The organism is Acinetobacter sp. CY73, assembly GCF_059515865.1.
Genome location: NZ_JCAKMZ010000020.1, coordinates 1 through 24,443, shown reverse-complemented (window position 1 = coordinate 24,443; position 24,443 = coordinate 1). Strand labels below are relative to the sequence as shown.

Below are 24,443 nucleotides of genomic sequence, written 5' to 3'. Positions count from 1 at the left end.
TCTTGAGTTTTTACTCTAGTGAATTACGATTTCTGAATAATTTCAATGCTCTAATCAATGGAACTGAAATGACAAAAAAAATATTATTCGCTGTAACAGGAATACTCTTTTCCACTCAAATTTTTGCTCAAGATATCTCTGGGTTATGGCACAGTGTCGATGATAAAACTGGGGCCTCTAAAGCTATACTTGAGATCAGAAAAGATCAAAATAATACCTTTAACGCTAAAATCATTAAAATTACGCCTATACCAGGCTATACACCTAAAGAAACCTGTGTAAATTGTCCAGCGCCCTATACCAACAAACCGATCTTAGGTCTAGATGTGCTGACTGGACTTAAGTTTGACAAAGGAAATCAGTATAAAGGTGGCAAAATTTTAGATCCATTAAGCGGTAAAATTTACTCTATGAGTGCGAAGTTGAGTGCGAATGGTAAACGATTACAAATGCGTGGATATGTGGGAGTATCTGCAATTGGACGTAGTCAAACTTGGATTCGTGCGCAATAATTTTTGCATGTATAAACAAAAAAGCCACATGCCGTGGCTTTCTTAATCCATCATTTATAAAAAATCATGTTAATACTTAATAATCAATCATGACTGGTAAGCCGATACTGGATTATCCACAGCAAACATTTTTTGATCTTCTAAACGATACGCCAATAGCTGATGCCCCCAGACACAACCACCATCCACATTTTGGATTTTGTCTGAAATCGATTTACCTTGTAATGCTGCCCAATGCCCGAATATCACTTGATGCGTTTGTGTCGCTTCTGATTCAAATTCAAACCAAGGTTTAAATCCTTGTGGCATTGGATCATCTAAAGAATCTTTAAAGCTAAATTCCAACTCGCCAGATGCAGTAGTCAAACGCATTCGTGTCAGATAGTTCGTAATACATCTTAAGCGAGCATTTCCTTCCAGATCATCTGACCATAAACTTGGTTTTTTACCGTACATGTCTGTTAAGAAAGCATCGACTAAATCAAAATCGTCATTTGAAATGATTGCCTCAACTTCTTTCGCTAAAGTAGCCGTTTGTTCAGCAGTCCAAATACACGGTATTCCTGAATGGGTCAAAATCGTGTGCTCATTCGGAAATAGGCATAACGGTTGTTTACGTAACCAATCGATTAAATCATCACTATCAATGGCATCAATCACATCACGCGTATTGTCTTTATCTTTGGGCTCTTTAATACCACGAGCAACAGCCAGTAGATTTAAATCATGATTACCCAGTACCGTTGCCGCAACACCTGAGTCAACCAATTTTTTGATAAAACGTAACGCTCCAATTGAGTTTTCACCACGTGCAACCAAATCTCCTGCAAACCAAATAAAATCTTGATCTGGGTCAAATTTAATTTCTTTTAATAATGCTTTCAATGCTTCAAAACAGCCTTGAACATCACCAATCACATAGTTATAACGAATATTGGAGCGTTGCATGATTAACCTACCATATTGTCAGATAAAGCCACAAATTGTGCTAATGACAACGTTTCCGGACGTGCCATTGGATCAACACCTGCTTTCTCAAATCCATCTTCTGCCAACATGCCTTTTAAACTGTTACGAAGTGTTTTACGGCGTTGCGTAAATACATGTGAAACTAAACGCGCCAATGCTTTTTCATTCTTAGCAACAATGGGTTTATCCGCATAAGGTTCTAAACGGAAAACCGCTGAAGTTACTTTTGGTGGTGGATTAAATGAACCTGGCGGCACTTCAAACAAGAACGTTGGCTTACAAAAATATTGAATCATCACAGACAAACGACCATATTCTTTGGTGTTTGGTTCTGCAGTAATACGATCAACCACTTCTTTTTGAAGCATAAAATGCATGTCTTTCACTTGACCACCAAATTCCAAGAGATGGAATAACAATGGCGTTGAAATATTGTAGGGTAAGTTACCGACTACACGTAGAGGGCGACCATCTTCAAATAAAGTTGAATAATCAAAGCGTAAAGCATCCGCCTCAATAATGGTTAATCGCTCAGGATGTGGTACACGACCTGGTAAGCCTGCTGCTAAGTCACGATCAAGTTCGACCACAGTCAAGGCATCACATTCACCAATTAACGGTGAGGTTAATGCAGCCAAACCGGGACCAATTTCCAACACATTATCGCCTGGACGTGGGTTTACCGAACGCACAATTTTTGCGATAACACGTTGGTCATGCAAAAAGTTTTGACCAAATCGTTTTCGAGCCTGATGCCCTTCTTCTTTTGGGTTTAAGGCATTAATTTGATACATAAAACATTTCCAACGTGAATAAGTGATACTGAATCAGTGACGTGCTAAATCTAGTGCTAAATCAACAGCAACGTGCAAACTTGAACTTTTCGCGCGTCCAGTGCCTGCAAGGGAGAGTGCTGTACCATGATCAACTGATGTTCGAATAAAGGGTAAACCTAAGGTAATATTAATAGCTTCCCCGAATCCTTGCGATTTTAACACAGGTAAACCCTGATCGTGATACATCGCTAAAACTGCATCTGCATCTTTTAAATTATCAGCAGTAAATAAGGTGTCTGCGGGTAAACTCAAGCTCATCTTTACACCCTGAGCACGGTAACTCTCCAGTACCGGATTGATCACTTCAATTTCTTCCATACCCAAATAGCCATCTTCTCCTGCATGTGGGTTTAAACCACAGACCAAAATATTCGGCTGTTCAATTTTAAATTTTGTTTTTAAATCACGAATTAAAATATCAATCACTTGATGTAAACGTTCTGTAGTAATAGCATCCGGTACATCACGAAGCGCCAAATGTGTCGTGGCTAATGCAACTCTTAACGTTTTGGTTGCAAGCATCATGACCACACGATCCACGCCCGCGTATTCTTGGTAATATTCAGTATGTCCGCTGAAATGAATACCCGCATCATTGATTACTGATTTTTGCACAGGTGCTGTTGCCACACCTACACTTTGACCTGATATTGCATAGTCTGCTGATCGTCTTAATTGTTCCAGTACATAAGCTGAATTCTGAGGATTCAATTCCCCCAAAACCACATCTTGAGCTAACGGCACATGCTCCACATACAATTGACCTTGTAATGAAGATTGTTGCTGTCCGTTAAAAGGAATCAATTCCACGTCCATATTCATCGCTTTGGCTCGTGCGTTCAGCATCTCTAGATCAGCTAAAACAACAATCGGACGCTCGTCCACACGTTCAGCCAAACTCAAACAGATATCCGGCCCAATACCGGCAGGTTCACCACTTGTGACATAAAAAGGAAGCATGACTCATCTTCAAAAATGCAATATCTATAATTATACACAGCATTAAAATAATGAACTGAACTGATTTCAAGACTGACTGACTCTAAGCTAAAACAAATTGCATAAATTCAGTACCGATGTTCAATCAAAAATAGGGTTTATCAAATTTAACTTTATTCATTACTTCAACGACCAATTCAATTCATCTTTGATAAAACAGAACTTCTTTAAAATAATAATTTTGTTTTCATTTTCGGTAGCTTATAAACAGATTAAAAGATTCCTTTGTACATCAAAAAAGTAATATTTAAAATAATTGACTATTTCCTTGTTATTTTATTTCTTTGAGTAGATATAATCATTTCAATGTATCTAGGTTATAAAACAAACACTCGAATCAAAAAACAAATTTAGACAAACAAACAAATTAAATATATGATTTATAAAGATTATATTAAAAATATCGCAATAACGAAAAAATAAATCACCCACCCAAATGAGATGTAAGTCACATTATAAAATTAAAGATCAAAATTAATCTTCGATTATCTTTTAAACGCTTTCAATTGCGGACGAATTCAATTAAAATACAGCGCTTGAAATTTTATATTTCGATTGTGGATCTATTGGTTTTCCTTTAGAATTCGCACTCCTTTTTGTTTGGACAGATTCCACCGTCCAAACCAACTATAATAGGTAGTGGTTAATGAAAACTCTCAGCGCTAAGCCAGCTGAAGTTCAACACGACTGGTACGTTGTTGATGCTTCTGGCAAAACTTTAGGTCGTCTTGCGACTGAAATCGCTCGTCGTTTACGCGGTAAGCATAAAACTTCTTATACTCCTCACGTTGACACAGGCGACTATATCGTTGTTATCAATGCTGAAGAAATCACTGTGACTGGTAAGAAGTCACAAGATAAGAAATACTATCGCCATACTGGTTTCCCTGGTGGTATCCGTGAGACTAACTTTGAAAAGTTAATCGCTCACAAACCTGAAACAGTTTTAGAAAAAGCTGTTAAAGGTATGTTACCTAAAGGTCCTCTTGGTTATGCAATGATCAAAAAAATGAAAGTGTACGCTGGTACTGAGCATCCACATACTGCTCAACAGCCACAAGTTTTGGACATCTAAGGGATACAGCACATGGCTACTAACTATGGTACAGGTCGCCGTAAGACCGCAACTGCACGTGTTTTCCTATCAGCTGGTACTGGTAAACTCGTAATCAACAACCGTACTCTTGAACAGTACTTTGGTCGTGAAACTGCTCGTATGGTAGTTCGTCAACCATTAGAACTTCTTGAAGTTACTGAGAAATTTGACCTTTACATCACTGTTGCTGGTGGTGGTATTGGTGGTCAAGCAGGCGCTATCCGTCACGGTATTACTCGTGCATTGATCGCTTCTGACGAAACTTTAAAACCTGCTCTTCGTCAAGCTGGTTTCGTTACTCGTGATGCTCGTGAAGTTGAACGTAAGAAACTTGGTTTACGTAAAGCTCGTAAACGTCCTCAGTTCTCTAAACGTTAATTCGTTTACCGAATCGGACAAAAAACCTCGGCTTATGCCGAGGTTTTTTTATGTAGCTCTATTTTATTTAATAACACTTAAATCAATAATGTCTGATTAAATCCATAATCAGCCATCGAATAACATCACTTGCTATAAGCGAAACTATTAAAAAATAAATCGCCTTAACTTGATGCTTTTCATTTATTTTTTTAAACAATAGATATTCAAAGACATAAAGATAGACAGGAATCAGAAAAACAATCACTGTGTAAAAAAGTAGGAAATAGGAAAGTTTCAAGAATAACAAATACCAAATCGCATCAAGAAATCTCTCGTGTATAGAAAGATTTGAGGTACCTTGATATCGAAGTTTGTAAGGAAATAGTACAAACAAGAAATATTGAACAATCACGTATACTAAATTTATTTTTAAATATGTATAACGCATATCTTCCTAATTAGATCAATTGTCCATAAATGAGAATTGAATGATCGCAAAGTCTCCGTGATTTTATTGTCTAAGTTTAGTATCCTATCTGATTCACTTTAGCTTGCTTGTTTTTATGTCTGTTGAGAATACTCCGCTTCAAGGTATTACACTGTATAGCCATGCAGATGACTTTCGCTCTCACTGGATTCGCTTCCTTCTTGCAGAAAAACAAATTAAACATCATTTAATTATCGCCGATGATCAAGATGAAGATCTGGCCACGCTCAACCCCTATAATCGCCTGCCCATGCTTTTGGAAAATGATTTAAAACTATTTAATACGAGTATTATTTCTGAGTATTTAGATGATCGATATCGTCAAAATAAACTCTATGCGGATGCTCCAGCGCCTCGTGCGGAACAAAGACAATATATTTGGCGCTTTGAGCAAGATTGGTTAAAGCTCGCAGATGTCATGCTTTGTCATGCCGATACTTTAAATCCAGAACAAAAGAAAAAAGCGCAAAAACAACTCAAAGATACTTTAATTTCTTTAACGCCACTATTTCAACATTATCCTTACTTTATGTCGGAGCAATTTTCTATTTTGGATTGTATGCTCGCACCGATTTTTTTAAGACTGGGTTTAATGGGTATAGAACTCCCTAAACAGCAATGTCGCCCAATCCATTTATATTGCCAACGTATCTTTAATCGTCCAGAATTCTCAAAGTCTTTAACATTGCAGGAAAAGAATCGCTATAGTGCATATCTAAGTCAACAATAGTACCATTAAGCTTAGATTAGCAAATTTTATGGGTCATCTCTCATGTCTGAACAAGAATTGAATTTAACACCGACACGTCCATACCTTGCTAGAGCAATATACGAATGGATCTGCGATAACAACTTAACCCCTTATATGCTTGTCGATGCAACCCAGCCATTTACAGAGGTTCCAACGCAGTTCATTCAAGATGGGCAAATTGTACTGAATATTGTTCCACATGCAGTACATAAGCTTAATATGAGTAATGATGCTGTAACCTTCTCAGCACGTTTTGGTGGTGTATCTCGAGATATTTATGTGCCATTCAATGCCGTTTTAGGTTTGTATGCAAAAGAAAATGGTCAAGGATTGTTCTTCGATCCTGAAGAATATTCCAATGCACAAGTGACTGAAAATCAAGTAGAATCAAATCATAACGAAATTGAACAAATAGAAACACCGAAGAAAAAACCAAGTCTAAGGATTTTAGACTAAATAATAGGAGAAATTGATGGCTTTTGATTTAGTACAATATTTTGCTGAGCAGATTAAGAGTCAAAAGCCTCAGCTTCTGAGCCAGTATTCAGCAGAACAGCGTTGCCATTATCTCAATGAAATTAATGCATTAAGTTTAGGACGGTTAATTAGTCTTTGGCGCAAAGATGAAGATAAAATTTATCAAGAAATTCATTCTCAAGACCCATTATATGTTCAAGAAGTGTCTCGACACTTAACCACTTCTAAGCAAAATCAATCTGAACTTGCAAAACCTGAACTTGAGCAAGCAACAAGCGAAATTCTTAGCTTCCAACTGTCAGAGCTAAAACAGCTGGACGAAACAGGCAATTATAAACAGTCTGGCATGCGTGAGTTGCTATTCGGTCAGATCGAGCACCTATCTGGTCTAGCAAAGGATTGGGTTTGGTCAACAAATGAACTAAATGAGTTAATTGGCTCTCAACCGATCATTGAAGACGAGATATCATTAGATCAAACGATGAAGGAGTTTAATGAAATGGTTAGTCACGTACATAATGATTCACATGAAGTTGCTGAACCTGTAGTTACACCAGTGCCTACTTGGTCAAAAATTGTAGAACCTGCCGTTGCGATTTTTGTTTTAGCCATTCTTTACTGTGCTTTACAAACGGTATTGGCTTAATCCTATACCTTAGTTGTGACATATTTAATGCCTAATTTATAATTAGGCATTTTTTATTGAATCAAGCTTTTAATCTTCATATAAAAATAATAAATATCTTTTAATATTAAGATTAAGTAAACACAATGATTACTAAAAATAATTTAGACATAAAAAATTATTCAAATAAGATAAAAAATAATTACTCTACAACTAAAATTAAAAATTTTTAAATATTAAAAAAATAGATTAAACATGAAAATTTAGTAATATTTGTGATTAAAGTCACATAATAAATTAAAACACAAACTTATTTCACATGCTTAGCCAAACAAATTGTTATTATGTATTGTTGATTTTTTATTATCATTATTTATACTCAGTAGACCAGTTTAAATACTATGATTAAGATTAATTTAATTAAGATTATTTACTGGTACTCAATGATAATCGAATACAAATATTAAGAGAGAAATAGATTATGGCTAAAGTTACTTTACAATCACTAGAATCAATCGATGGATTTTGTGCAGCAGCATTAGTTGACGGGGAAAGTGGATTAGCACTAGCAGTTCAAGGTGGTAGTGGCATTGACCTAGAACTTGCAGCTGCGGGTAATACTGAAGTTGTTCGCGCAAAACGAAAAGTAGCGAAAGCATTAAACCTAAATGATTCAATTGAAGATATCTTGATTACTTTAGGTAAACAGTATCACCTTATTCGTCCTTTAGAGAAAAATGAAAATATTTTCTTATATCTAGTATTAGATCGTAGTAAATCTAATTTAGCTATGGCACGCCATGAGTTAAAAAGCTTCGAAAATGAATTAGATTTTTCATAATTCTAAATTGCCCATTTATATTGAGTAAATGGGCTTTTTACTCACCTATTATGAAAGAGTTAAAATGAACAACAAAGTTATCAATATTGCAATATCTGGGTTGGGCTCAATAACCATTGATGAAATAAAAAAAAGAATAATAAAAAATGCTCCAAATTCTATTAATATGAACTGGACAACCCTCAATGATTCTAATTTAGATTGCATTTTGATTAATGATGCTTTTTTTGAAAGTAAACATATTCAAAAAATTATTACCGAAAGAAAAATCCCTTTTTTAAAAATCACTATTAAAAGTATCGATAAAAATCATGCTGACCCCAACTTATTCTCTATATCCTTAAATGATGACACACCCATAAATACCCTAATTCAAAAGTGTATTAATTTTAAATATAACGTGACACAACCTGCAATTGAAAAAATTGAGTCCAATATACCTTTAAAAACATATCATTTTTTTAACGGTCTCTACTCTGAGTACTGCCATAAGCTTACTTTAAGAGATCAAAATGGTATTGTCGCTGTGATTGATCACCATGCACATGCTGCATGGCCTTACCTGTTGCGCAAAATTCCAAGATCAGATCCGTCTATTCATTACAATGATGCTGTGACAGCGGATTTAATGCAAATATCACGCAAGCATCAAGTCAATTTAGAAAACTGGGTCTTTGAACTGATTTATAGCTCAAATTATCTTTTAGAATTGCCTGAAGTATCGGCTTATTTTAAAATTAAATATTGGTCTCAGCCTTTATTTTCCGAAACAAAACCTATTCTTCAATTATCAGCAGCATTTATGATAGGCGCTCAAATTTCAGATGTTTCTGAGAAATTAGACATTCCTGTTTACATTGTTCAAAAATATATTGCCGCCAACCAAGCTATTCATAATATTGAACCCATTTCAGCAAAAAATGCCAAATTTGGTGTCGACTTAAACACAGCAGTGGCTATAGAGGAACAAAGTTCCACACTCAGTTTTTTTAAAAAACTTAAACGAAAATTTGGTTTTTAGCAGAAGGTTCATATGATTATTCAAAAGCACAAAATAGTATTCGCAGGCTCGATGGGTTCAGGCAAAACTGAAGCTATTAAATCATTATCGGATATTTCTGTTCTATCAACCGAAGCATATAACACTGATGAACAATCTCATAAAAAAATGCATACTACAGTGGGCATCGATTATGGGGAGATTACGCTTGAGGATGATATTAAAGTTGGACTCTATGGTACTCCAGGACAAGATCGCTTTAATTTTATGTGGGGAGTGATTAGCCAAGGTGCTATTGGGGCGATTATTTTAGTCGACCACACTTTAAAAAATGCCATTGAAGATCTTGAATACTATATTAATTTTTTCAAAGATCATACAGACAACATCATCATCGGTATTACACACACTGATGCAAACTTAGATAAATCTACACATATTTATCGTCAATGGTTAATAGAGAAGAAACAAAACTATCCTCTTTTCTTTATTGATGCTCGCAAAAAGATGGATGTGCTTTTACTCATCGAAGCATTAATTACAAAACTAGAAATTGAACACATGTAAGGCTTTTATTTATGATTCCTGCTTTAAAACAAAGACAAGTTCCTGATTCACTCATTAGGATTGCAAAAGATCAAATCAATGATGTCCTCCTGAATGTTAAAGGTGTCGACTTCATTATGATTTGTTCATCTGATGGTTTTGAACTGGCAACAGTTTCTCGACGTGATGCATTAAACTCAAGTAAACTCGCAGCAGTGAGTAGCTCAATACTTGCAATGGTTAGTGCCTTTTTGAATGAAATACAATTAACTGGCTGTCAAAGTATTACATTAGATGCTGAAAATGGGAAAGCCATTTTAACTGCAGTTCCGTCCGAAAAGAATCCGATGGTTATTGTGACTTTAGCGGCTAAAGATGTTCTTCTTGGACAACTTCTCTATAGTCTAAAACAAGCAAAACAAGTCATCCTTCAAGCAGATCAATAATTTTTTAATGGTCTCTGCAAAAATGACCCGCCTAAGCGGGTCATTTTTCAATAATAAATATATCTAGCATTAACCATCAATATTGAGTAAAACTTGTCGTTTTTTTACTTGTTGTCCGACTTGTCCCACAATTTCGCCCACAACACCATCAACATCTGACTTGATTTGCTGTTGGATTTTCATGGCTTCTAAAATGAGTAATGTTTGACCCTTAGTGACCGCGTCACCTGCATTTACTATAACATTGATAATCGATCCATCCATTGGTGCACGAATTTTACCATCACCCGCAACTTCGGCAGTTTCAGGGGGTAAATAGGTAATATTTTCTACCGCAATATTACCGTTGGCTGCATCTAGATAAACAAAGTTAGCTTCGATTGCATAATCTATCTTACGGCGTACACCATCGATCACGTAAATCAATTGTTCATCTGATTGATCCAAAAGATGAATTGTCTGCGTTTCACCACAGGCTTCAACCGTGACCGCGGAACCCTCTCGCTTCACGATCAAATCAAGTTTTTGCTCATCGTAACGAAGTTTGAGAGGTAGAGATAATGAAATCCCTGTATTCCAACTGCTTTGGGTTGATGCATTGGTCAATAGCGATGCCACCAATGCCAAGCTTTCCAAATTCAGACTTTGCTTATTTAAACTGACGTCATCTTGGAAATGTTCTTGAATAAAGGCAGTATTGGTATCCCCTTTTACAACAACAGGGTGACGAAGCAAATTAACCAAAAACTCTTTATTACTGTTTACACCCAACAAGACGCTTTCTTCGACTGCACGTGCCAGTGAACGAATAGCATCTGTACGTGTTTCACCATAGGCAATCACTTTCGCAACCATCGGATCATAAAACGGACTAATTTCACCTTGTGCCAACATGCCATGGTCTATACGAACATTTTTAGATTCAACAGGTTTCCAACGTAAGATTTTCCCTGTTTGCGGTAAAAAGTCTAAGCGTGGATCTTCGGCATAAAGACGTACTTCAATCGCATGACCTTTTAAAGTCAATTCAGATTGCTGCAAGGGTAATGTCTCACCATTCGCCACGCGAAGCTGCCATTCAACCAAATCCAGGCCCGTAACCATTTCTGTCACCGGATGTTCGACTTGTAGACGTGTATTCATTTCTAGGAAATAAAACTCACCCGATGCGTCCAATAAAAATTCAACTGTCCCTGCGCCAACGTAATCACAAGATTGAGCAGCCGCAACAGCCGCTTCTCCCATGCGTTGACGTAATTCTGGTGTCATCACGGGACAAGGTGCTTCTTCAACTACTTTTTGATGACGGCGCTGAATCGAACAATCTCGTTCAAACAGATAAACATAATTGCAATGTGTATCGCCAAAAACTTGGATTTCTACATGACGTGGTGCAATCACCGCTTTTTCAATAATCAGTTCGCCTGAACCAAAGGCATTTTCAGCTTCAGAGCGTGCGGTTGTTAATGCTTCAAGCAGATCTGATTCTTGATGAACCAAACGCATACCGCGTCCACCACCACCAGCTGAAGCTTTAACCATCAGAGGAAAACCCACTTTACGTGCCTGCTCTGCTAGGAAATCAATATCTTGTTGATCCCCTTCATAACCTGATACACAGGGTACACCTGCCTGAATCATCGCAATCTTAGACAGGCGTTTACTGCCCATGAGTTCAATTGCGGCAGCAGTAGGTCCAATAAAGGTAATATTATTATCAATACACGCTTGGGCAAAATCGGTATTTTCTGATAAAAAACCATAGCCCGGATGCACCGCATCTGCACCTGTTTTTTTACAAGCTTCGATAATTTTAGGAATCGATAAATAAGATTCTGAGACTTTCGATTCACCAATAAATACGGCTTCATCTGCCACTTGAACATGTCGTGCATACTGATCAGCCTCAGAATACACCGCCACTGTTTTATACCCCATCGCTTCAGCAGTTTGCATCACACGAACAGCAATCTCACCACGGTTAGCCACTAATACTTTTGAAAAAGCCATATGATCACCATTATTATTTTTAAAACCTCCTCGATTTAGCAAGGAGATATTTCCATTCTTTTACTTTGACTTAAAGCCAATAGCGCAATTAATCATCCATCCAATTTGGATTACGCTTTTGAATAAATGCCATCGTACCTTCCATACCTTCAGCACTATTGACAGCCTCGGCAAATTGCACAGCGGCATCATCTAATAAAGTATTTAAAGGCTCATGTTGTGCACGATGGATCAGCGCTTTGGTTGCACGAGAAGCCAATGGCGCAGTCCGTTTGATTTGATCTAGCGTTTGTTCAATCAACTGTTCAAGTTCACCTGGTGTTTTAGCAACCTCATGCACTACACCAACATGAAGTGCTTTTTCACCACTAAAACGTCCACCTAAAAGTGCTAAACGACGTGCTTGAGTCAATCCAACCCGCTTCACAACGAATGGAGCAATTTGTGCAGGTAAAATACCTAAACCAGTCTCAGGTAAACCGAATTGTGCATCTGCATGTGCAATTGCTATATCAGACACACAGGCCAAGCCAAAGCCACCACCCAATACCGCACCTTCTAATACTGCCACTACAGTTTGCGGTGCTTGATCAACCAGCTCGATCATCGAACCAAAGACACGATTGAAATCGATATAAGGTTTATTGCTCCCTACATTCATCGCCTCAGCACGAATGCCTGCCATATCTTTGATATCTCCACCAGCACAGAAATGATTTCCGTGTCCACGGAAAACCACGGCGCGAATTGAAGTATCATCCGCAATGGCTTTAAATACACTCATGATCGATTTGACCATATTAAGGCTCATTGCATTGCGACTTGCAGGACGGTTCAACCATATTTTTAGGATGGAACCGTGTTGTTCTAATTGAATGCTGTCATCTTCTAAGATGCGATTGAGTGGATGTGAATAGGTCATACTCATACTCCTTATTTACGTTTACCTGGTAAGGTATCCATAAGTTTGCAGATGATACCGAGCATGATTTCATCGGCACCACCACCAATCGAAACCAAACGCCCATCGCGATAAAATTGTGCGGCAGGGTTATCTGCCATAAAACCATTCCCGCCCCAGAACTGTAAACAACTATCTGCGACTTCACGTGTTAAACGCCCTGCTTTCAGTTTCGCCATAGAAGCAATTTGAGTCACATCCTCACCAGCGATATGCAGTTCACAGGCACGATAGTTCAATGCCTTCAGCGCTTCTACTTCAGTCATTAACTCTGCAAAACGAAAATGAATATATTGATTATTAATCAACGGCTGACCAAATGTCGTACGCTCACGTGTGTACTGAATGGTCTTTTCAATACAGTTCAACATACCACCCATTGCATTTGCAGCACCCCACATGCGCTCTTCTTGGAACTGTAGCATTTGCATCATAAAGCCCATGCCTTCCGTGCCCACCAAGTTACGTTGCGGAACACGTACATTGTCAAAGAACACTTGCGCCGTGGTACTTGAACGCATCCCCAACTTATCTAAAGGTTCAGAGAAACTGATCCCGGGTGTATTTGCAGGCACCACAATCATCGATTTATTGAAATGCGGTTTGCCCTCAGAAGTATTCGCCAACAAACAAAAGAAATCAGCTTGTAATGAGTTGGTGATCCACATTTTATGACCATTGATAATATAGTCATTACCATCTTTTGTTGCTGTGGTTTTCAGTGCTGCAACGTCAGAGCCAGCTTGAACTTCAGACACAGCTATCGCTGCCACTTTTTCACCCGCAACAGCAGGTGTTAAGAATTCATCTCGTAACTCTTTGCTACCAAAACGAGCGATCGCTGGGGTTGCCATGTCCGTTTGCACACCCATTGCCAGTGCCACACCACCTGAATTAATCGCACCTAACTCTTCAGCCACGACTAAATTGTAAGAATAGTCGAGGGCTAAACCACCATTTTCCTCAGGTTTGCAAATCCCCAAAAGCCCCAAGTCTCCCATTTTTTTGAAGACTTCATGAATGGGGAATCGACCTGCCTTTTCCCACTCAGCAGCAAATGGGTTAATTTCATTTTCTACAAATTGGCGTGTTGTACGACGTAAAGCATCATGTTCTGGTGTAAATTTCATATTGAATATCCTTAATTTTAATTTTGTTCATCTATTTCTTTTACTTGTAACGCATTAATCTTTGCAAAATAACTGTGAGAAAAAGCACCTGTGAGAAATTAGAAACGTGACACCCCAAATCGTGTTGGGTTCAATTCACGTTTCTCCGCTTCATAAATAGTTTGTAATAAGAAAATGAGTACTTTACGTGTATCTCGTGGATCAATGATGCCATCGTCATGCATCATCGCTGTGTTAAATAGTGCAGTAGATTGAGATTCCAACTTCATCGCGGTACTTTGCTCTAAGAAATCGAGCATCTGCTCGTTGGGCTCCATGCCCGAAGCTTTCTGCTTCCCTTCCGCTACAATACGAAGTACTTTACCTGCCTGTGCTGAGCCCATGACAGCAACATGGGAATTGGGCCATGCAAAAATAAATTCTGGTCCGAGTGGACGACCACACATGGCATAATTACCTGCCCCATAAGAACCATGTGCAACAATGGAAATCTTAGGCACAGTACAATTGGCAACAGCTTGAATCAGTTTAGAACCATGTTTAATAATGCCGTTTTGTTCGGCATCAGTACCCACCATGAATCCTGTGGTGTTATGCAAGAATAAAATTGGGCGACGTGTTTGTTCACATAAATGAATAAATTGGGCTGCTTTGGCTGCGCCTTGTGGCGTAATTGGGCCATTATTGGTAATGATCCCAATATGTAATCCACCAATTTGCGACCAGCCACATACCGTATGTGAGTCATATTCGTTCTTAAATTCAAAGAAATCTGAATCATCAACAATACGTGCAATAATCTCTTTCATATCCAAAGGTTGCTTTGGATCACTCGGAATAATCCCCAATAACTCTTCTGCTGAATAACGCGGTTCTTTATATTCAACATTGAGCCTTTCGGTGTGTTCTTTCCAATTCAAATGTCCAAAAATTTCACGTGCAATACGAATACCATCTGCATCATTTTCTGCTAAATACTCTGCTGTACCTGCAACCTGAGCATGCATTTCTGCACCACCTAATTCCTCAGCAGTCGCCACTTCACCTGTCGCTGCCAACAGTAATGGCGGTCCAGCAAGCAACATTTCAGTTTGCTTACGGACTGTAATCACATAATCAGACAGCCCAGGTTGATACGCTCCACCTGCGGTGGCATTACCATGAACCACAGACACTTGCGGAATACCCATCGCTGACATACGCGCTTGGTTGGCAAAGGTCGTACCACCTGCTGTGAACACTTCAGCTGCATAATTCAGGTTAGCACCACCACTTTCCGCTAACGTAATGATTGGTAATTTTTGCTTCATGGCAATTTGTTGCAAACGCAGCGTTTTATGCACACCCATCGGTGCCATTGTTCCACCTTTGATTGCACTATTACTTGCAGTCACCAAGCAACGCACACCATTGACAAAACCAATGCCTGCAATAATGCCTCCCCCTGCATCAGATCCATCTTTATCATCATGCATGTTGTAGCCAACTAGACCACAAAGCTCTACAAATGGTGAATCTGCATCGAGTAATAAACGTACACGCTCATAAGGCAAAATTTTACCTTTCTTCTCAAATTTAGCTTTTGCAGCATAAGAGCGTTCAACCCCCTTTTGTTGAACGGCACGCACTTCCTCCAGTTGAGCAAGTAGTGCTTTCTTATTGGTTTCAAAAACTTCACTTCCGACTGTAACTTCAGATTGGAGTATCGTCATGATGGTGATCCTTCAAATTAATTACTTTTTGTTTTTAATAACATCTGGAATAAATGCGCGGTGGAACCCATTAAAAGATTCGCTATTTTTAGCATCAGACAAGGGGAAAATACGTGTGCCTTGAGATGCAGCCCCATCTATACGCAGTGTCACACCAGAGACAAATGCAGCAGCATCTGAGAGTAAATAAACGATTGCAGATGAGACTTCAGACTCGGTTCCCATACGTTGCAGGGGAACATTGCCAGACAAATTTGGAATGATAAATTCAGCCACAGGACCAGAATAGGTATCCATCCCTGAAGAAAGAATCCAACCCGGTGCAACAGCATTGACGCGAACACCGGACTTACCCCATTCGACAGAAGCTGTCTTGGTCAAGTTGTCAACACCTGAACGTGCAGCTCCCGAATGACCCATTCCCGGCATACCACCCCACATATCAGCCGTCATATTGACGATGCTACCGCCATTTTTTTCCATCCATTGGTTATAGGCTTCACGCATCAAAAAGAAGGTTGAGTGCAAGTTATTACGAATCACGGCATCAAAACCATTCGCCGAAATACTGTCTAAAGTCGATGGAAATTGACCGCCGGCATTATTCACCAGACCATTAATTCGACCAAACTGAGCAATCACCTCAGCAATCATATCTTTGACTTGTTGTTCTTCACGGTTATCACAAACAATTGTATGAACTTTACCGCCATCTTCGGTAATTTCTTGGCTCACTTTATCGAGCTTCTCTTGCTTACGCCCTGTGATCACCACTTGGGCACCGAGTGCAGATAATTCATGTGCCGTACAACGACCAATTCCTGATCCACCACCTGTAACGATAACGACTTTATCCTTAAAGGCGTCTGCTCTAAATATGGAGTGATAACTCATCTGCTTATTCTTCCTTTCTGAATCTTTTTATTTATACTGCTTTTCAATTAATCAGTTTGGGGCGACTACACTCACCTCAACTTTTTTACTATTTATTGAGCAATGATGCTGGAATTTTCACAGGCATATCGAGTAACTGTTGTGCAAATGCCTTACCTTGTGGATCAATACGTAAGCTTGCAATACCACCACCGCCAAGTGCATTTTCAAGCAGAAAATTCAGTGCATTCATCCCTGGTAATTCATAACGAATAACCTTGTTGGATTGCCCTTCTGCTGTTCCTTCAAATACATGCTTCATGTATTCCGCGACATTTTCCTCGGTCAGTGATGCACGAATCCAAGGCAGGAATTCAGCTTGACGTGCAATCACACCGATGTTGCTGTAGTTCCCTTTATCACCACTACGCGCATGTGCAACAGTCACCAATGGCACTTCAATTTCCTGACCTGTCAACTGAGCAACCTCACCCGCAGGCAAAGTATTGACATTAAGGTCATTGCCCTTTGGAATTTGCACGCTATGACGTGCGCCATTGAGATCAACCTCAATGTTCAGCTGATCTTTATCGACCAAGAATGAAAATAATTTAATCACTGGTGATGGCTTAGGACGACCACCAACAATACCTGTCAGCGCTGGAGCCATACCTGTCGAGGCTTGAGCAATTTCAGAAGCAAAGAACATACAGGCCTCTTTGAACATATGTTTAACTGCAATTTTTACCACGACTTCACGACTTCCATGAATCCGTCGATGTGCACCATAGGTTGATTCCGTCCCTAAAATTTCAACTGACTTTTCACTAAATGGCGGTACTGAACGTAGCGTAAGTACGCGCTCAACTTTGGTTAAAATTGCATTGGATACAGCCAATGCTTTTTCTTCCGCATCCTTACCAGCCAACATAAAGCTCACCAAAACACGGTGACCATCTGGATAAGTTGTGCTGACTTTATATTGATTGGTTGGTGCTGTACCTGTTGCACCTGATACCTTGACACGATGCTCACCGACTTGTTCCAGCTTCACTTGACTAAAATTTGCCGTCACGTCTGGTAATAAATACGCTTGTGGATGTCCAATTTCATAGACAATTTGCTCACCCACCGTACCCACTGAGACCAATCCACCTGTACCTGTGGGCTTAGTCACGACAAAGGTACTATCAGCAGCAACTTCTACAATCGGGAACCCCATATTGTCAAAGCCTTCCACTAAGCGCCAATCGGTAAAGTTTCCACCTGTGCACTGAGCGCCGCACTCAATCACATGTCCTGCCAGTGAGCCTTGAGATAATTTATCGTAATCATCAAGTGACCATTGATATTCATGCAATAAAGGTCCGAGCACCACTGCCGAATCAACGACACGCCCTGTGATTACAATGTCTGCACCCAAGTCTAATGCATCACGAATTGCAACAGCACCTAAGTAAGCATTACTACTCGCAACATGCGCTGGGAGGTCTTCACCACTAAACATTTCTTTAATATTTTTCTTTTGAAGTTCAGGATGTTGATCCATTAAATCATCACCAAGAACCACTGCAACTTTTAAATCTAAACCCACATTGCTAATGACTTGCTGCAATGCATCACGGCACGCGAGAGGGTTCACACCACCTGCATTGCTGACGACTTTAATTTTTTTATCCGCTATCTTTTTAATCAATGGCGTCATCACACGACTGACAAAATCAAGTGCATAACCATGCGAAGGATCTGTCATTTTTGCCTTTGCCATAATCGACATAGTAATTTCTGAAAGATAGTCAAATACCAAATAATTAATATCGGACATATGTACCAACTGAAAGGCAGCGGTATTTGTGTCACCCCAGAAGCCTGAAGCACATCCAATTTTTACAACTTTTTGATCATCCTGATTAATTGTCATTGCTTTCTCATTATTCTGATTAGAATTTAACCCCAATCTACCAAGCAAGCGCTTGGTTTGTAAAGTGCAAAATGTTATGATTATTTGCAAATATGCTTAAAACTGAATAAGGACAACAGTTTTAAAGGAATCTAATGATAAAAATAGGATAAAATAACAAGATGATTGCGACTTCTATTGACCAGATACAGCCCATTGCATGCTTCGATGACACACCTCGTGGGCGCTTGCTGTTGGGTGCAGCATATTTATTTCATAAACAAGGCTATGCAAAAACTACGGTTCGAGAACTTGCCCAATTTATTGGCATACAATCAGGTAGCCTATTCCACCATTTTAAAACCAAAGATGACATTCTCGCGCATGTGATGGAACAAACCATCATTTATAACCATGCATGTCTACAAACTGCGATTCAATGTTCGAATGATCCCGAGCAACAACTCAAAGAATTGATCCGTGCTGAACTGCAAGCCATTTCAGGTGATACAGGTTCAGCAATGGCTGTATTGGTCTATGAATGGTTTGCACTGTCGCCAGAAAATCAGCAAAAGTTATTAAAACTACGAAATGATTACGAAGGAATTTGGCTGAGTGTCATTCAAACGTTGCATGATCAAGGTAAAATTAAACATGATCCTTTTATTTGGCGTCGTTTAATTGGTGGTTCAATCGCATGGACCGTGACTTGGTACAATGTAGATGGCAAATTATCATTGGACCAATTAACCGACATCGTTTGGGACATGACACTTCATCAGTCTACTTCTCTTGGCTAGAAAAAAATAGGTGACTTAAAAGCCACCTATTTTTATTCCATTTTATTTGCTTGTTGGTTTGATATTAAAAACCTAATTGACGGCTTGCCAAATCTTTCATGATTTCCTCTGCACCACCACCAATCATATTCACCTTCACTTCGCGGTAAATACGTTCAGATTTCATTCCTCTCATAAAGCCCATACCACCCAAAGTCTGTACGGCCGCATCTGCACAGAACTGCATGGTCTGAGTCGCAACATTCTTAAGCATACAAATTTGCGCGATCATTTCATTGCCTTGTAATTCAGGACGCCCCATCTTGTATGCAGTATCTTCAAGCATGGTTCTTGTCATTTGTAATCGTGTTGCCATATCAACCAACTTATGACGAACCACTTGATGATCGACTAAACGCTTCCCAAATGTTTTACGTTGTTGCGCCCAATCTAAAGCCTCTTCATAGCACACTTTGGCATAACCATAACTTCCCGCCGCTAAGAAAAAGCGTTCCATATTGAAGTTATTCATGATCACAAAGAAACCCATATTTTCGGGACCAATCAAATTTTTTCCAGGCACGCGCACTTGATCAAAATGTAAGTGTGCTGTATCCGATGCCCACCAACCCATCTTATCCAATTTATTCTTGGTAATCCCTGCAGAATGCGCATCAATCAATAACATTGAAATACCATTTGGACCTTTGGCTTCAGGATCTGTCCGAACAGCAACCGTGTAATAATCCGCACGAATACCCGAGGTAATAAATGTTTTTTCACCTGTGACAATATAATCATCACCGTCTTTAACTGCCTTAGTCTGTAAGGCAGCTACATCCGATCCTCCACCCGGTTCAGTAATGGCTAAAGCTGATATTTTTTCACCTGATAAAATTTGTGGTAAAACCTCTGCTTTTATTTCTTCGCTTGCAAAACTATTAATGGGTGGCGCACCAATCATATGTGACAGCAATGATGCAACTAGACCTCCTGAAGCACACTTCGCTAATTCAACACAACCGAGTAACGTATAGAATGCATCTGTCTCCGTCGTCCCCCCATATTTTTCATCAAAACCTGAAGCCATCAAGCCTACTTCGGCCGCCTTTTTATATAACTCACGTGGAAATGTACCAGCTTCATCCCATTCATTTACATAAGGTGTAATTTCTTTTTCTACAAATTTTCTTACAGCATCAGCGAATGCAAAATGTTCATCAGTATAATAAATTGGATTGTATTGCATCAAATATGTCCCTGAAATTATTTAAGTCCTTCAAGTTCATACTGACATTTCTTATTCAAGTTTTAATAGCAAGAAGCATCAATTTCTTAGCATTAATCAACAAACTTCAATTTTACAAACAGTATAAGATTGATTATTCAAGAGTTATTAAAGCTTATGATCTATTTTTAATAATAATCTTGTTAGAACATTTAATGGTGCTAGCGGTCGAATAAGTAAAAATTAGAATTTCTCAGCAATTAAAAATCCTGATCAATCAGATCAAAATATTGCACTCTTTATAATGACAAAAGATTTATATCACCACATGTGACCACCTATGTTGTTTTCATTTTTTTCTTTATAGAAAAACCAAAATTTTTTAAAAAATACTTAAGATAATCTCGTTCTTGTTGCTTTTGGGCTGACCTAGTTATCTAAAGAATTCATACTTTCTGATATTTACAAAGATTGTAATTTTTAGAGTACTTTAAAAATAAAAAAACACCCCCTTCATTAGAAGGGGGTGTTTTAGGAATAATGAGCTGGCGATGACTTACTCTCACATGGGTAACCCCACACTACCATCAGCGCAAAGAGGTTTCACTTCTGAGTTCGGGAAGGGATCAGGTGGTTCACTCTCGCTATTGTCGCCAGCACAACTGTTGTGACTTTGCTTGGGTCTTATTCACATCGTTTGATGTATGCCGTTGCTTGGTCAAAGAAGTTATTAACAGATATATCTGAGTTGAATATTGTGATACTAACGGCTTACTGAATCAAGCTATTTTGATGTATATCGAATCAATTGAGCTTTTATACAACAACTGTTTGGGTGTTGTATAGTCAAGCCTCACGAGTAATTAGTATTGGTCAGCTTCACATATCACTATGCTTCCACATCCAACCTATCAACGTTGTAGTCTTCAACGGCTCTTTAGAGGACATATAGTCCTTGGGAAATCTTATCTTGAGGTAGGCTTCCCGCTTAGATGCTTTCAGCGGTTATCCCTTCCGAACATAGCTACCCGGCGATGCAACTGGCGTTACAACCGGTACACCAGAGGTTCGTCCACTCTGGTCCTCTCGTACTAGGAGCAGATCCTCTCAAATTTCCAACGCCCACGGTAGATAGGGACCGAACTGTCTCACGACGTTCTAAACCCAGCTCGCGTACCTCTTTAAATGGCGAACAGCCATACCCTTGGGACCTGCTTCAGCCCCAGGATGAGATGAGCCGACATCGAGGTGCCAAACACCGCCGTCGATATGAACTCTTGGGCGGTATCAGCCTGTTATCCCCAGAGTACCTTTTATCCGTTGAGCGATGGCCCTTCCATACAGAACCACCGGATCACTAAGACCTACTTTCGTACCTGCTCGACTTGTGGGTCTCGCAGTTAAGCGCGCTTTTGCCTTTATACTCTACGCGTGATTTCCGACCACGCTGAGCGCACCTTCGTACTCCTCCGTTACTCTTTAGGAGGAGACCGCCCCAGTCAAACTACCCACCAGACATGGTCCTCGCTCCAGATGATGGAGCAGAGTTAGAACCTCAATATTACCAGGGTGGTATTTCAAGATTGGCTCCACTCGAACTAGCGTCCGAGTTTCAAAGCCTCCCACCTATCCTACACAAGTAAGATCAAAGTTCAATGTCAAGCTGCAGTAAAGGTTCACGGGGTCTTTCCGTCTAGCCGCGGGTACACCGCATCTTCACGGCGAATTCGATTTCACTGAGTCTCTGCTGGAGACAGCGCCCCCATCATTATGCCATTCGTGCAGGTCGGAACTTACCCGACAAGGAATTTCGCTACCTTAGGACCGTTATAGTTACGGCCGCCGTTTACTGGGGCTTCGATCAAGAGCTTCGCTTACGCTAACCCCATCAATTAACCTTCCAGCACCGGGCAGGCATCACACCCTATACGTCCACTTTCGTGTTTGCAGAGTGCTATGTTTTTAATAAACAGTTGCAGGGGCCTGGTTTCTGTGGCTGCTCGCCGCTCAAACCGCAAGGGTTATCACCGCCAGCAGCGTACCTTCTCCCGAAGTTACGGTACCATTTTGCCTAGTTCCTTCAGCAGAGTTCTCTCAAGCGCTTTGGTCTACTCGACCTGACCACCTGTGTCGGTTTCGGGTACGATTCCTGTGTAACTGAAGCTTAGAGACTTTTCCTGGAAGTATGGTATCAGCCACTTCACTGCACAAGTGCAGCTTGCTATCAGTTCTCAGCATAGAGTACCCCGGATTTGCCTAAGATACATGCCTACAACCTTTCACCTGGACAACCAACGCCAGGCTGACTTAACCTTCTCCGTCCTCTCATCGCATTACACAGAAGTATTGGAATATTAACCAATTTCCCATCGACTACGCCTTTCGGCCTCGCCTTAGGGGTCGACTCACCCAGCCCCGATTAACGTTGGACTGGAACCCTTGGTCTTTCAGCGTGCGAGTTTTTCACTCGCATTGTCGTTACTCACGTCAGCATTCGCACTTCTGATACCTCCAGCAGACTTCTCAATCCACCTTCATCGGCTTACAGAACGCTCCCCTACCACTTGCAATAAATTGCAAATCCGCAGCTTCGGCACATAGTTTTAGCCCCGTTACATCTTCCGCGCAGGCCGACTCGACTAGTGAGCTATTACGCTTTCTTTAAAGGGTGGCTGCTTCTAAGCCAACCTCCTAGCTGTCTATGCCTTCCCACATCGTTTCCCACTTAACTATGATTTTGGGGCCTTAGCTGGCGGTCTGGATTGTTTTCCTCTTGACTACGGACGTTAGCACCCGCAGTCTGTCTCCCGGATAGTACTCATTGGTATTCGGAGTTTGCATCGGTTTGGTAAGTCGGGATGACCCCCTAGCCGAAACAGTGCTCTACCCCCAATGGTATTCGTCCGAGGCGCTACCTAAATAGCTTTCGGGGAGAACCAGCTATCACCAGGCTTGATTAGCCTTTCACCCCTATCCACAAGTCATCCCCTGGCTTTTCAACGACAGTGGGTTCGGTCCTCCAGTTAGTGTTACCCAACCTTCAACCTGCTCATGGATAGATCGCCTGGTTTCGGGTCTACACCCAGCAACTAAACGCCCTATTAAGACTCGATTTCTCTACGGCTCCCCTATTCGGTTAACCTTGCTACTGAATGTAAGTCGCTGACCCATTATACAAAAGGTACGCAGTCACCGGACGCAATGCCGGCTCCCACTGCTTGTATGCATGCGGTTTCAGGATCTATTTCACTCCCCTCACAGGGGTTCTTTTCGCCTTTCCCTCACGGTACTGGTTCACTATCGGTCAGTCAGGAGTATTTAGCCTTGGAGGATGGTCCCCCCATATTCAGACAAGGTTTCACGTGCCCCGCCCTACTCGACATCATCATATCAGCCCTTTCGTGTACAGGACTATCACCCACTACGGTTGCACTTCCCAGAGCATTCCACTAGAACTGATATGACTTAATGGGCTTTTCCCCGTTCGCTCGCCGCTACTAAGGGAATCTCAATTGATTTCTTTTCCTAAGGGTACTGAGATGTTTCACTTCCCCTCGTTCGCCTTGCAACACTATGTATTCATGTTGCAATACCTACCTTATGGTAAGTGGGTTTCCCCATTCAGAAATCTCCGGATCACAGGATATTTGCCGCCTCCCCGGAGCTTATCGCAGGCTATTACGTCTTTCATCGCCTCTGACTGCCAAGGCATCCACCACATGCACTTAATTACTTGACTATACAACCCCAAACAGTCGTTCATCCTCTACAAGTAGGATGAGCAACAGATCAACCAATTACTTAGTCAATCATACAGTTCGCGTCTTGTGCATTTAAGCACTGTACAGCTTCAATCTAATTCATATACCAAAACGCTTGATTCAGTTAATCGCTAGTTTCTCATC

Annotated in this window: 21 protein-coding genes and 2 rRNA genes; 11 read left to right on the top strand and 12 right to left on the bottom strand. The window is 40.2% G+C overall.

Annotated elements, in window-relative coordinates; genetic code table 11:
- Positions 1-68 precede the first annotated feature (68 nt).
- Positions 69-512, top strand: a complete 444-nt coding sequence (locus AC5YD2_RS10515) for a DUF2147 domain-containing protein (RefSeq protein ID WP_496126284.1) — start codon at positions 69-71, stop codon at positions 510-512.
- Between the two features lie 87 nt (positions 513-599).
- Here the strand turns inward: AC5YD2_RS10515 and AC5YD2_RS10510 are convergent, their stop codons facing one another.
- From AC5YD2_RS10510 to pdxA, 3 genes are read right to left on the bottom strand one after another with little or no spacing between them, the layout of a single operon-like run.
- Complete coding sequence (locus AC5YD2_RS10510) at positions 600-1,460, bottom strand: symmetrical bis(5'-nucleosyl)-tetraphosphatase (protein WP_496126283.1); 861 nt, start codon at positions 1,458-1,460, stop codon at positions 600-602.
- A gap of 2 nt (positions 1,461-1,462) precedes the next feature.
- Complete coding sequence (rsmA, locus tag AC5YD2_RS10505; protein WP_496126282.1) at positions 1,463-2,275, bottom strand: 16S rRNA (adenine(1518)-N(6)/adenine(1519)-N(6))-dimethyltransferase RsmA; 813 nt, start codon at positions 2,273-2,275, stop codon at positions 1,463-1,465.
- A gap of 33 nt (positions 2,276-2,308) precedes the next feature.
- Positions 2,309-3,277: a 4-hydroxythreonine-4-phosphate dehydrogenase PdxA gene (gene pdxA, locus AC5YD2_RS10500; RefSeq protein WP_496126281.1), complete on the bottom strand. Its 969-nt coding sequence runs from the start codon at positions 3,275-3,277 to the stop codon at positions 2,309-2,311.
- A 685-nt stretch (positions 3,278-3,962) separates the two neighbouring features.
- Between pdxA and rplM the strand changes: the two genes are divergently transcribed.
- The 9 genes from rplM to AC5YD2_RS10455 all read left to right on the top strand — a co-directional run bounded on the left by rplM (position 3,963) and on the right by AC5YD2_RS10455 (position 9,945).
- On the top strand, positions 3,963-4,391 hold the full coding sequence (rplM, locus tag AC5YD2_RS10495) for a 50S ribosomal protein L13 (protein WP_496126280.1): 429 nt from the start codon (positions 3,963-3,965) through the stop codon (positions 4,389-4,391).
- A 12-nt stretch (positions 4,392-4,403) separates the two neighbouring features.
- Positions 4,404-4,790: a 30S ribosomal protein S9 gene (rpsI, locus tag AC5YD2_RS10490; RefSeq protein ID WP_004647927.1), complete on the top strand. Its 387-nt coding sequence runs from the start codon at positions 4,404-4,406 to the stop codon at positions 4,788-4,790.
- A 545-nt stretch (positions 4,791-5,335) separates the two neighbouring features.
- The gene (locus tag AC5YD2_RS10485; RefSeq protein ID WP_496126279.1) at positions 5,336-5,989 is read left to right on the top strand and encodes a glutathione S-transferase N-terminal domain-containing protein; all 654 of its coding nucleotides are present in this window, start codon (positions 5,336-5,338) and stop codon (positions 5,987-5,989) included.
- A 42-nt stretch (positions 5,990-6,031) separates the two neighbouring features.
- Positions 6,032-6,466 carry a ClpXP protease specificity-enhancing factor gene (locus AC5YD2_RS10480; protein ID WP_496126278.1) on the top strand — a complete coding sequence of 145 codons (435 nt, stop codon included), beginning with the start codon at positions 6,032-6,034 and terminating at the stop codon, positions 6,464-6,466.
- A gap of 16 nt (positions 6,467-6,482) precedes the next feature.
- The gene (locus tag AC5YD2_RS10475; protein WP_496126277.1) at positions 6,483-7,133 is read left to right on the top strand and encodes a hypothetical protein; all 651 of its coding nucleotides are present in this window, start codon (positions 6,483-6,485) and stop codon (positions 7,131-7,133) included.
- A gap of 460 nt (positions 7,134-7,593) precedes the next feature.
- Positions 7,594-7,953 carry a roadblock/LC7 domain-containing protein gene (locus tag AC5YD2_RS10470; RefSeq protein WP_496126276.1) on the top strand — a complete coding sequence of 120 codons (360 nt, stop codon included), beginning with the start codon at positions 7,594-7,596 and terminating at the stop codon, positions 7,951-7,953.
- Positions 7,954-8,017: 64 nt separating this feature from the next.
- On the top strand, positions 8,018-8,974 hold the full coding sequence (locus tag AC5YD2_RS10465; protein ID WP_496126275.1) for a hypothetical protein: 957 nt from the start codon (positions 8,018-8,020) through the stop codon (positions 8,972-8,974).
- A gap of 12 nt (positions 8,975-8,986) precedes the next feature.
- On the top strand, positions 8,987-9,520 hold the full coding sequence (locus AC5YD2_RS10460; protein WP_496126274.1) for a GTP-binding protein: 534 nt from the start codon (positions 8,987-8,989) through the stop codon (positions 9,518-9,520).
- A gap of 11 nt (positions 9,521-9,531) precedes the next feature.
- Entirely contained in the window at positions 9,532-9,945 is a 414-nt protein-coding gene (locus tag AC5YD2_RS10455; RefSeq protein WP_496126273.1) for a roadblock/LC7 domain-containing protein, read from the top strand.
- A gap of 69 nt (positions 9,946-10,014) precedes the next feature.
- Here the strand turns inward: AC5YD2_RS10455 and AC5YD2_RS10450 are convergent, their stop codons facing one another.
- From AC5YD2_RS10450 to AC5YD2_RS10425, 6 genes are all read right to left on the bottom strand, one after another.
- Complete coding sequence (locus tag AC5YD2_RS10450) at positions 10,015-11,955, bottom strand: acetyl/propionyl/methylcrotonyl-CoA carboxylase subunit alpha (protein ID WP_496126272.1); 1,941 nt, start codon at positions 11,953-11,955, stop codon at positions 10,015-10,017.
- A gap of 88 nt (positions 11,956-12,043) precedes the next feature.
- Positions 12,044-12,877, bottom strand: a complete 834-nt coding sequence (locus AC5YD2_RS10445) for an enoyl-CoA hydratase/isomerase family protein (RefSeq protein ID WP_496126271.1) — start codon at positions 12,875-12,877, stop codon at positions 12,044-12,046.
- An 11-nt stretch (positions 12,878-12,888) separates the two neighbouring features.
- Positions 12,889-14,046 carry an acyl-CoA dehydrogenase family protein gene (locus tag AC5YD2_RS10440; protein ID WP_496126270.1) on the bottom strand — a complete coding sequence of 386 codons (1,158 nt, stop codon included), beginning with the start codon at positions 14,044-14,046 and terminating at the stop codon, positions 12,889-12,891.
- Positions 14,047-14,144: 98 nt separating this feature from the next.
- On the bottom strand, positions 14,145-15,758 hold the full coding sequence (locus AC5YD2_RS10435; RefSeq protein WP_496126269.1) for an acyl-CoA carboxylase subunit beta: 1,614 nt from the start codon (positions 15,756-15,758) through the stop codon (positions 14,145-14,147).
- Positions 15,759-15,779: 21 nt separating this feature from the next.
- The gene (locus tag AC5YD2_RS10430) at positions 15,780-16,652 is read right to left on the bottom strand and encodes an SDR family oxidoreductase (protein ID WP_496126268.1); all 873 of its coding nucleotides are present in this window, start codon (positions 16,650-16,652) and stop codon (positions 15,780-15,782) included.
- An 88-nt stretch (positions 16,653-16,740) separates the two neighbouring features.
- On the bottom strand, positions 16,741-18,552 hold the full coding sequence (locus AC5YD2_RS10425; protein ID WP_496126267.1) for an acyclic terpene utilization AtuA family protein: 1,812 nt from the start codon (positions 18,550-18,552) through the stop codon (positions 16,741-16,743).
- Between the two features lie 161 nt (positions 18,553-18,713).
- Here AC5YD2_RS10425 and AC5YD2_RS10420 point away from each other — a divergent pair, with 161 nt between their 5' ends.
- Positions 18,714-19,331, top strand: coding sequence for a TetR/AcrR family transcriptional regulator (locus AC5YD2_RS10420; protein WP_496126266.1), 618 nt, complete (start codon positions 18,714-18,716; stop codon positions 19,329-19,331).
- 64 nt (positions 19,332-19,395) lie between these two features.
- On the opposite strand, the gene AC5YD2_RS10415 is transcribed toward AC5YD2_RS10420, so the two are convergent.
- From AC5YD2_RS10415 to AC5YD2_RS10405, 3 genes are all read right to left on the bottom strand, one after another.
- Positions 19,396-20,559, bottom strand: a complete 1,164-nt coding sequence (locus AC5YD2_RS10415; protein ID WP_496126265.1) for an acyl-CoA dehydrogenase family protein — start codon at positions 20,557-20,559, stop codon at positions 19,396-19,398.
- A 522-nt stretch (positions 20,560-21,081) separates the two neighbouring features.
- Positions 21,082-21,196 (bottom strand): 5S ribosomal RNA (gene rrf, locus AC5YD2_RS10410).
- Positions 21,197-21,380: 184 nt separating this feature from the next.
- Positions 21,381-24,277 (bottom strand): 23S ribosomal RNA (locus AC5YD2_RS10405).
- Between the last annotated feature and the right edge of the window lie 166 nt (positions 24,278-24,443).